Here is a 10,875-nt window from a genome sequence, read left to right as displayed (position 1 = left end):
CCGGCCGCGACGCCGGCGTGCCTGCCACCCGGCCGCTGGACGGCGTGCGTCTCGGCGTGCTGACAAACTACGTGATGGACGGCGTCGACGAAACGGTCGCCAGCGCCTACTCCGCCGCGATCGGGCATCTGTCGGCAGCGGGCGCGCTCGTGGAAGACGTGCGTTTCGCGCCGCTCGACCGGCTGGGAGAAATCAATCGCTTCAGCTTTGCGTCCGTCGAAGCTTACGCATGGCATCGGCCGCTGCTACAAGCCCATGCCGACCAATACGATCCGCGCGTGCGCGTGCGCATCTTGAAAGGCCAGCCCGCCAGCGCCGCCGATTACATCGACTTGTTGCAGGCGCGAGCCGCGATGATCGAGCAGGCGCGCACGCTGTGGCAGCGGTTCGACGCCATCGTGTGTCCGACCGTGCCGGTCGTGCCACCGCGCGTGGCCGACCTCGAACACGACGACGAAGCGTTCGGCCGCACCAACGCGCTGATCCTGCGCAATCCGTCCGTCTTCAATTTCCTCGATAGTTGCGCGCTGTCGCTGCCGTGCCATCCGCGGGGTGAGGCACCGGTCGGCCTCATGCTGGCCGGAGCGCCGTTTGGCGACGACGCGCTGCTGTCCATCGGCCGCGCGGTCGAAGCCGTACTCGAAACAACGCGCTGAGCCGCTCATACCGCGCCCGAAACCGCCCGGCGACAGGGGATCGCGATAGAATTCCGTCGCCGGATATGCCCTTTCAGGTGTTTTTTTCTCGAACAATTCGGAAAACATGAACAACTCCTTGAACCATTTCACCATGCACCACGACGAGCGGGGCATTCGCCGCGAACGACGATTGCTGGTTTTGCTCGCTGTGATCTGTCTTGGGCTCGTTGGCGGGGCGCTCTATCTTCAATTCGTCAAAGGCGAAGATCCCTGCCCGCTGTGCATCATTCAACGATACTTTTTCGTGCTGATCGCGGTCTTTGCCTTACTCGGTGCTTCGTTCAGGGGATGGCGCGCAATCGCGTTGCTCGAGACGCTGGTTGCACTTTCCGCCCTCGGGGGCGTGGTAGCAGCCGCACGGCATGTTTATGTGCAGGCGCATCCGGGATTGAGCTGTGGGTTCGATGCACTTCAGCCAGTTGTGGATTCTCTTCCGCCCGCGCAGTGGCTTCCTCAGGTGTTCAAGGTAGCCGGGCTGTGCGAAACGCCTTACCCGCCCATTTTGGGGCTCTCGCTTCCGCAGTGGGGCCTTATCGGATTTGTTGTAATCTTCCTGTGCGTCGCCGGAAGTTTGTGGGGCAAGCGGAGATTGCGGGCCGGTTGAGTACGGATGCCGGGCGGTTCGGATCTTCGCCCCGCTGCTCTTCCCGCTTTCCGCAAAGATTGGAGCCGCGTGCGCATGGGCCGTCAGGCTTTCGCCCACTGCGAGCTTCTATCGCAGCCCTCTCAGCGTCATCCGCACCCGTCAAGCTTGCGCGTCACTATCCGCTAAGCCGCCCCCCGCCTCGCCCCTCCCGCCTCCCCCCGATGACCGTCCGGATAGGTTTTTGACGTATTTTTCTCCTATCCACATTCGGCTGTTCACATAGTCTTGATACGTTCACCGGAATCTTTTCGAGATATTGCGGTGATATCTTTATTTCTGGATGGCGATCCACGTGCGCTGTGTCGGCCTGATTTCTTTTGAATCTTGACGCCGATCTCGCGTAACGCGCGCCCGATCCGCAATGTCTCGGACTTCTATATGACAACGCAAACCATCCGGTTCTTCCAGCACAACGCCATCCGCGAAGTGCACGACGTACCCGCTTCCCGCACCGTGCTCCAGCATTTGCGCGAGCACGACCAATGCACCGGCACCAAAGAGGGCTGCGCCGAAGGCGATTGCGGCGCCTGTACGGTGGTCATCGGCGAACTCGATGCGCACGGCCGGCCCGTGCTCAAGGCTGTCAACGCCTGCATCCAGTTCATGCCGACGCTTGACGGCCGGGCACTCTTCACCGTGGAAGACCTGCGCGCCAAGGACGGCACGCTGCATCCGGTCCAGCAAGCCATGGTCGATTGCCACGGTTCGCAATGCGGCTTCTGTACGCCCGGTTTCGTCATGTCGATGTGGGCGCTTTACCAGAACCAGCCCGCCGACGCCGGTCTTCCCACGCGCGACGAAATCAACGCCGCCCTTTCCGGCAATCTCTGCCGATGCACCGGCTATCGGCCGATCGTGGATGCGTCGCAGAAAATGTTCGAGTACCCTCGCGCGCCGCTCGATCGCGATAAGCTCAAAGACCAGCTCGAATCCATCCAGCGCAAGGAAACGCTCGAATATTGCGCGCCCGACGCGCGCGGCGCCGCATTCGGCCACCCAACGTTCTTCGCGCCTGTCTCGCTCGCCGAATTCGCCCGGCTGCGCGCCGAGCATCCGGATGCACGCATCCTGGCCGGCAGCACCGACGTCGGCCTGTGGGTCACCAAGCAGTTCCGCAATCTCGGCGACGTTCTGTATATCGGCAATGTGACCGAACTCAAGTCGATCACCCGCGACGGGCAATGGCTGACCATCGGCGCGGCGGCCTCGCTGGAAGATTCGTATGGCGCGCTCTCGGTCGTGTATCCGGAACTCGCGGAATTGTGGACGCGCTTCGCCTCGCGGCCCATTCGCAACGCCGGCACGCTCGGCGGCAACGTGGCGAACGGTTCGCCCATCGGCGATTCCATGCCCGCACTGATCGCACTCGATGCCGAAATCGTGCTGCAGAAAGCCGCCAAAGTCCGCACGCTGGCGCTCGATGACTTCTATCTCGGTTATCAGAAAACGGCGCTGGAACCTGGCGAATTCGTCGCGGGAATTCGCGTGCCGCTGCCATCGGCGAAATTGCGCTTCCGGACTTACAAGATATCCAAGCGCTACGACCAGGACATCTCGGCTGTGTGCGCCGCGTTCGCCGTGACGCTCGACGGTACACGTGTGAGCGCCGCGCGTTTCGCGTTCGGCGGCATGGCGGCGACGCCCAAGCGGGCATCGAATGCGGAAGCGGTTTTGCTGGATCAGGAGTGGAACGAGGCGAACGTAGAAGCTGCCATGCGCGCGCTGGATATCGATTTCCAACCGCTCACCGACATGCGCGCGTCGAGCGCGTATCGCAGCAAGGTGGCGCGCAACGTGCTGTGGCGCTTCTTCCTGGAGACCCGTGAAGATTCGCCGCTCGCACTCCACGACGTCAACGCGTTCGCGTTCGACGTGCAATGAGCGGCTTACCTCCCACAGGCCGCATAACGCTGCACCAAGCACCAAGGACCACGCGATGAACAAGCGTACCGATCCCCTTCTCGACAGCACCGCCCACGGTGAAATCACCGCGCGCGCTGGCGAAAAATCCGACGCCGCATCGACGAAAAAGCCGGAGCGCGCGGCGATCGGCGTCGGCTTGCCGCACGAATCGGCGAACCTGCATGTCAGCGGCGAAGCGACCTACGTGGATGACATCGGCGAACTGCGCGGCACGTTGCACGCCGCGCTCGGCCTGTCGCGGCATGCGCATGCGCGCATCGTGTCGATCAATCTCGACCTCGTGCTGGCCGCACCCGGCGTGATTGCCGTGTTCACCGCCGACGACATCCCTGGCGAAAACAATTGCGGCCCGGTGCTCCACGACGACCCGATCCTCGCGAAAGACGAGGTGCTGTATCTGGGACAACCGGTGTTCGTGGTGATCGCGGAAACGCACGATCTCGCGCGCCGCGCGGCAGCGCTGGCAAAGAGCGAAGAAGTGATCCGATATGAACCGCTCGAAGCCACCCTGACGCCGCGTGACGCTAAAGCGAAACAGCAGTTCGTGCTGCCGCCTCTGCATTTGAAACGCGGCGATCCGGACGGAAAAATCGCAGCGGCAGCGCATCGGTTGCAAGGCGAATTCGAGGTCGGCGGGCAAGAGCAGTTCTATCTCGAAGGGCAGATTGCCTACGCCATTCCGAAAGAACTGGACGGCATGCTTGTCTACAGTTCCACGCAGCACCCGAGCGAAATGCAGCATCTGGTCGCACACATGCTCGACTGGCCGACCCACAACGTCATCTGCGAATGCCGCCGGATGGGCGGTGGGTTTGGCGGCAAGGAATCGCAGTCGGGCATCTTTGCTTGCATCGCATCGCTGGCTGCTCACTTGCTGCATCGGCCGGTGAAACTGCGCGCCGATCGCGACGATGACTTCATGATCACCGGCAAACGCCACGACGCGATCTACACCTACGAAGCGGGTTTCGATGACGACGGCCGCTTGCAAGGCGCGCGAGTTGAAATCGCGTTGCGCGCGGGTTATTCGGCGGACTTGTCCGGCGCGGTGGCCACTCGCGCGGTCTGTCACTTCGACAATGCGTATTACCTGCAGGACGTCGATATCACCGCGCTCTGCTGCCGCACCAACACGCAGTCGAACACGGCGTTTCGCGGTTTCGGCGGTCCGCAAGGCGCACTCGTGATGGAAGTGATGATGGATGAAATCGCGCATCGGCTTAAGCGCGATCCCGTCGATGTCCGTCGCGTGAACTACTACGGCACCGGCGAGCGCAACGTGACGCCCTACGGACAAACCGTGGAAGACAACGTGATTGTGCCACTGACCGATGAACTGGTTACATCGAGTGCTTATGTGCAGCGGCGAAAGGCCATCGCCGCGTTCAATAAAACGAGTCCCGTGCTCAAGCGCGGTATCGCGTTCACGCCGGTCAAGTTCGGCATCTCGTTCAACGTGCCGTTCCTGAACCAGGCTGGCGCGCTCGTGCATGTCTATAAAGACGGCTCCGCGCTCGTCAATCACGGCGGCACCGAGATGGGCCAGGGCCTGAACACCAAGGTCGCGCAGGTCGTGGCAAACGCGCTCGGCGTGCCGTTGTCGCGGGTCCGCGTGACCGCCACCGATACCTCGAAGATCGCGAACACATCGGCAACGGCAGCGTCCACCGGCAGCGACCTGAACGGCAAGGCGGCAGAAGCCGCCGCACTCACCATTCGCGGGCGGCTAGCGGAACTCGCCGCAAAACAGCTTGGTGGACGTGTCGAAGACGTGCGCTTCCACAACGGCGTGGTCGAATCGAATGGCGGTCAGATGCCTTTCGATCAACTCGTCGCGGCGGCGTATCTGGCGCGTGTGCAGTTGTGGTCGGACGGTTTCTACGCCACGCCGAAGGTCAACTGGGATTCGAAAACGCTGACCGGCCAGCCCTTCTACTACTTCGCCTACGGCGCGGCTATCTCGGAAGTGGTCGTGGATACGCTCACCGGCGAATGGCGCTTGTTGCGCACGGACATCCTCCATGACGCGGGACAGTCGATCAATCCCGCACTCGATATCGGTCAGGTGGAGGGCGGTTTTGTGCAGGGCATGGGCTGGCTGACGACAGAAGAACTCTGGTGGAATCGCGACGGCCGTCTAATGACGCACGCGCCGTCCACGTACAAAATTCCGTCGGTAAGCGACATCCCCGCCGCCATGAACGTCGCGCTCTACGATAACCAGAACGTCGAGCCAACCGTGTTCCGGTCGAAGGCCGTGGGCGAACCGCCGTTGCTGCTGGGCTTCTCGGTGTTGCTCGCGATCCGCGCGGCGATCGCGTCGGCGGCACCCGACTCCGCCGACGCGCCTGCGTTGCGCGCCCCGGCCACCCCGGAATCGATACTGAACGCGCTGGACGCACAGGCGTCGAAGCAGGTGATGGTGGCGGCTGCGGACATCGCCCAGCCGGCGTCGGTCAACTAGTCTTTGGAACGGAGCCTATTCGATGCAAGCCTGGCTGCGCGATCTGCAACACCTTCTCGCACACGGTGACGCCGTCGTGCTGGTGACGGTCGCGCGCGTGGAAGGCTCGGCGCCGCGCGAAGCGGGCACAAAGATGATCGTCACACGCGACGACGCACGCCATACGATCGGCGGCGGCCATCTGGAATGGAAGGCTATCGAAACGGCGCGCCAGGTGCTGAAAGACGGCGCACGCAGTCCGCACATGCGGCGGCTCGAGCGTTTCGCATTGGGCCCGAGCCTTGGCCAATGCTGTGGCGGCGCAGTCGTGCTGGCGTTCGAACGGCTGGATGTCAGCGATCTCGGCTGGGTCACGTCGCTGAGCAAACGCATGACGCAGCGACTGTCCACCGTGCGCAGTGTCGGTTTCGGCCCGGCTCCGGACGGCGTGATGATCTCCGACCCCGAACCGGGTGTAGCCGGCCCCGATTGTTTGCTCTGGGACGGCGCAGGTTTCGACGAAAGCGGCGCGTTGCTGACCGAAACCATCGCGCTGCGCGAGTTTGCGGTGGTGCTGTTCGGCGCTGGTCACGTGGGCGCGGCGATCATCAAGGTGCTCGCCAATCTGCCCTGCCGCGTGGTGTGGGTCGACGAGCGCGATGAAACCTTCCCGCCCATTGATCGTCTCCCCGACAACGTCGAGATGGACGCCAGCGGAATCCCGGAAGCCGCCGTTGACGAAGCGCCGGCCAACAGCTACTTCCTCGTGATGACGCATAACCACGCGCTCGATCTCGCACTGGCCGAGCGCATCCTCCGGCGTGGCGATTTCGCGTTCTTTGGCATGATCGGCTCGCATACGAAGAAGGTGCAGTTCGAACGCCGGCTGGCGGCGCGGGGCATCGACCCCATGCGCATCGGCCGCATGACGTGTCCGATCGGCGTACCCGGCATTGCCGATAAAGCGCCGGAAATGATTGCAGTATCGGTCGCAGCACAGTTGCTGCAGAAGGTCGAGGAACGCGCTGCGCACAGCTACAATTCCGCGCAGCATCCGCAAACCGCGTGATCCAGACCTTTTAAAGCACACGATAAGCATGAATTCCACTCTCGCTGACAAGATCGCCCACGCCCCCAAGGCTGAACTGCACATTCACATCGAAGGTTCGCTCGAACCCGAGCTGATCTTCGAACTCGCAAAACGCAATGGCGTGCAGCTTGCGTACGAGTCCATCGAAGCGTTGCGCGCGGCCTACGCATTCACCGACCTGCAATCGTTCCTCGATATTTACTACGCCGGTGCGAGCGTGTTGCTGCACGAGCGCGATTTCCACGACATGACCATGGCGTACGTAGAACGCGCGCTCGCCGATCATGTCACGCATACCGAAATTTTCTTCGATCCGCAGACACACACCGAGCGCGGTGTATCGATTGCCACGGCCGTTGCGGGTATCGAAAGCGCGCTGGCCGAGGGTGAACGGCGCGGTTTGACGAGCAAGCTGATCCTGTGTTTCCTGCGCCATCTGCCGGAAGATGATGCGCTCAAGACCTTCGACGAAGCGCTGCCCTTGTTCGATCAATACAAGCATCGATTGATTGGCGTTGGACTGGATTCGTCGGAACGCGGCCATCCGCCTTCGAAGTTCGAACGCGTGTTCGCGAAGGCGCGCGAGAAAGGGTTGAAACTCGTGGCGCATGCGGGCGAAGAAGGTCCGCCGGCGTACGTGTACGAAGCGCTCGATCTGCTGAAAGTGGATCGCGTCGATCATGGCGTGCGCAGCATGGAAGACCCGGCGCTGGTCGCTCGTCTCGCTGACGCTCGTATCGCACTGACCGTCTGCCCACTGTCGAACCTGAAGCTGCGCGTCTTCGACGACATGACCCAACACACGCTCAAAGCGCTGTTGGATCAAGGCGTGGCCGTGATGATCAACTCCGACGACCCCGCGTATTTCGGCGGCTACGTGAACGCCAACTACTTCGCGATCACCGAAGCGCTCAATCTCACCGACGCCGAGGTCTACACGCTGCTGAAAAACAGCCTGGAAGCGTCGTTCGTTACTGAAGCCGAACGCAATGCGATGGTCGCCAAACTCGACGCCTACTGGCACGCGGCAGCTTGAGCGAGAACGCCATGGCAACGATTACCAACGATACAACCACGCTCGAGCGTTTCTTCGGCATCCGCTCGGTGGGCTCGCGGACCAAGACGGAGATTGTCGCGGGCATCACGACCTTCCTCACGGCGATGTACATCATCGTCGTCAATCCGGGGATTCTGTCGCAGGCGGGCGTCCCCTTCCCTGCAGCGCTCACGGCTACCGTGATTGTCAGTTTCCTCGGCAGTTGCGCGATGGGTCTGTACGCGCGCAACCCGGTTCTCGTCGCGCCGGGCATGGGCATGAACGCGCTGTTCGCGTTCGTGATGGTTCATGCCGGCAAGATGCCCTGGCAGACAGCGCTCGGCTGCGTGTTCTGGGCCGGTGTTATCTTCGCGGTGCTCGCGGCGTTCAACGCGCGCAAGCTTGTCGTCGATGCCATTCCTGCGAACCTGCGTCACGCCGTGTCGTGTGGCATCGGGCTGTTTATCAGCCTGATCGGATTGGTCAACGCTAAGTTCGTGGTCAGCGATCCCGTGACGATCGTGCATTCGGCATCGTTGAATCCGGTGGTGATTACGTTTCTGATCGGCCTTGCCGTGACCACCATCCTGGTCGCGCGACGCGTGACCGGCGCCCTGATGCTCGGCATCATTTTCACGACGGTGATCTCGATTCCCATCGGCCGCTTCTGGGGCGACGGAACCGCTTACTGGCCCGCCGCGATCGCCACAAAAACGCTCGTGAACTGGAACGGCTTGTTCTCCGCACCGGACTTTTCGGCAGTCGGCCAGCTCGATCTGCTCGGCTCGCTGAAGCTGGTCTACTGGCCATTCATCTTCGTGATGCTGTTCACGTCGTTCTTCGACGCCCTCTCAACCTTCATGGCGATCTCGGAAGCCGGCAAGCTCTACGACAAAGACGGCAACCCGCGCAACATCCGCCAGTCGATGATGGTCGATTCGTTCGCAGCGCTCGTTTCCGCGCCGCTCGGCACGAGTCCGGCGAATGCGTATATCGAATCGGCGGCGGGGATTTCTGCAGGCGGCCGCACGGGGCTGGTCGCGGTCGTGGCGGGTTTGTGCTTCCTGCCCTTCCTGTTCCTCTCGCCGCTGCTCTCGCTGGTGCCTGCCATTGCGACCGCGCCTGCGCTCGTCCTGGTCGGCGTGTTCATGATGGAGTCGATCACGAAGATCGAATGGGGCCGCTTCGACGAAGCCATTCCCGCGTTCCTCGCGATGATCCTGATCCCGCTGACCTATTCCATCACCGATGGCATCGCGTACGGCTTTCTCGCATTTGTCGTGATCAAGTCGTTCACTGGCCGCAGAAAAGAAATCAAGCCGGCGATGTGGATTGTCGCCGCACTGTCGTTGCTGTTATTGACACAGCTATAAATACGCTTCACTGGAGACGTTTCAACCATGACTCAGACCGCCTACCGCGCGCAGCTTCTCACTTTCCGGGACGACCCTGCTTTCTCCGACGATAACGCCGTGCACGAAACCGACGGCCTGTTGCTGGTGGAAGATGGCCGCGTGGTGGCAGCGGGCGCGTATGCGGCCTTGCGCGACCAGATAGCGCCGGATGCCGAGATAAAAGATTTACGCAACAAGCTGATCGTGCCGGGTTTCATCGACTCGCACATTCACTATCCGCAGACCGACATGATCGCGTCGCCGGCGCCGGGTCTCTTGCCATGGTTGAACACCTACACGTTTCCGACCGAGCGCAAGTTCGAAGACCCGGCCTATGCGCGGGAAACAGCGGGCTTTTTCATCGATGAACTGCTGGCTTGCGGCACGACCACGGCGCTCGTGTATTGCACGGTCCACAAGCAATCCGCCGATGCGTTCTTTAGCGAAAGCGAGTCGCGCAACCTGCGCATGATCGCCGGCAAAGTGCTGATGGATCGCAACTGCCCGGAGTATCTCCGCGATACAGCGCAATCCGGCTACGACGACAGCGCGGAACTCATCGCACGCTGGCACGGTCGCGGGAGGCAGGAATACGCGCTGACGCCGCGCTTTGCACCGACCTCCACGGAAGCGCAACTCGAAGCCTGCGCGGTACTCGCGCGCAAGCACCAGGACGTGTACATCCAGAGCCATGTCGCGGAAAACACCGACGAGATCAAGTGGGTCGAAAGCCTGTTCCCGGGGCATCGGAGCTATCTGGACATCTACGATCACTACGACTTGCTGCGTCAGCGCGCGGTCTATGGCCACTGCATTTATCTCGACGATACCGATCGTCAGCGCATGGCGGAAACTGGGGCGGTTGCGTCGCATTGCCCGACATCGAACCTGTTCCTCGGCAGCGGTTTGTTCGATATCGAGAAGGCCGGCGCCGCGAAAATGCCGGTGGCGCTCGCGACCGACGTAGGCGGCGGCACCACATTCTCGATGCTGCAAACCATGGGCGAAGCGCACAAGATCGCGCGCCTGACGGGCCATCACCTGAGCGCGGCACGAATGTTCTGGCTGGCGACCACGGGCGCGGCGCAAGTGCTCGACATGTCGGACAGGGTCGGGACGCTCAAGCCCGGCAGCGAGGCGGATTTCGTTGTGCTGGACCCTGCCGGCACACCCCTGCTCGCACGCCGGACGGCGCGGGCGGAATCGCTGGAAGAACTGCTGTTCGCATTCGCGATGCTAGGCGACGACCGCGCCGTGTTCGAGACGTATGCGGCGGGGAAATGCGTGCATCGGCGAGAGGCACGGCGCGCGGCAGTACCGGAGTTGGCAGCGGCTTGAGGGTTGCTGGTTCGGCAGAGAAAGCGCCCCTTGGGTCGTTCACGCTATTTGGCACGCAAGCGACCTTCACCGATGAAGGTCGCTTGCGCGTGGATACGCCGTAACCTCGCTTAACCATCCTTAAAGCAGCGGGTTCAAGCGCTTTATCAAACCGTTAAGCCGTTCACCTCAATTCCGCTGAGGATTGCCTATCAGCTGGATTAATCACAAATCAAACAAGACCCGCTCGGCGCGAAGCCTTTCCAGACGGGCTCTAAGCACTTGTTTAAGCACACTTTCCTGCTTCCCGTTACAGTCTAGCCTTTTG

At 61.9% G+C, this 10,875-nt stretch carries 8 protein-coding genes; all 8 read left to right on the top strand.

The features are described from left to right. Positions 1-656, top strand: a 656-nt coding sequence (locus EOS_RS31780) for an amidase family protein (protein WP_047896162.1), incomplete at its 5' end; no start/stop codon positions are given. A 133-nt stretch (positions 657-789) separates the two neighbouring features. After that, on the top strand, positions 790-1,302 hold the full coding sequence (locus tag EOS_RS31775) for a disulfide bond formation protein B (RefSeq protein WP_047896175.1): 513 nt from the start codon (positions 790-792) through the stop codon (positions 1,300-1,302). Positions 1,303-1,722: 420 nt separating this feature from the next. Beyond that, positions 1,723-3,225: a xanthine dehydrogenase small subunit gene (gene xdhA, locus EOS_RS31770; RefSeq protein ID WP_047896174.1), complete on the top strand. Its 1,503-nt coding sequence runs from the start codon at positions 1,723-1,725 to the stop codon at positions 3,223-3,225. Between the two features lie 55 nt (positions 3,226-3,280). Further along, entirely contained in the window at positions 3,281-5,731 is a 2,451-nt protein-coding gene (gene xdhB / locus EOS_RS31765) for a xanthine dehydrogenase molybdopterin binding subunit (RefSeq protein WP_082163582.1), read from the top strand. A gap of 22 nt (positions 5,732-5,753) precedes the next feature. After that, positions 5,754-6,779 (top strand): xanthine dehydrogenase accessory protein XdhC, encoded by a 1,026-nt coding sequence (gene xdhC, locus EOS_RS31760; protein WP_047896161.1) that lies wholly within the window; start codon positions 5,754-5,756, stop codon positions 6,777-6,779. A 28-nt stretch (positions 6,780-6,807) separates the two neighbouring features. Next, the gene (locus EOS_RS31755) at positions 6,808-7,836 is read left to right on the top strand and encodes an adenosine deaminase (protein ID WP_047896160.1); all 1,029 of its coding nucleotides are present in this window, start codon (positions 6,808-6,810) and stop codon (positions 7,834-7,836) included. 11 nt (positions 7,837-7,847) lie between these two features. Beyond that, positions 7,848-9,209, top strand: a complete 1,362-nt coding sequence (locus EOS_RS31750; RefSeq protein ID WP_047896159.1) for an NCS2 family permease — start codon at positions 7,848-7,850, stop codon at positions 9,207-9,209. A 27-nt stretch (positions 9,210-9,236) separates the two neighbouring features. Further along, positions 9,237-10,568 carry a guanine deaminase gene (guaD, locus tag EOS_RS31745; protein ID WP_047896158.1) on the top strand — a complete coding sequence of 444 codons (1,332 nt, stop codon included), beginning with the start codon at positions 9,237-9,239 and terminating at the stop codon, positions 10,566-10,568. Positions 10,569-10,875 lie beyond the last annotated feature (307 nt).

The sequence above is a fragment of the Caballeronia mineralivorans PML1(12) genome, from assembly GCF_001028175.1.
Lineage (GTDB): Bacteria > Pseudomonadota > Gammaproteobacteria > Burkholderiales > Burkholderiaceae > Caballeronia > Caballeronia mineralivorans.
The sequence above is the reverse complement of the archived record's forward strand: the minus strand, read 5'-3'. Positions and strand labels throughout refer to the sequence as shown.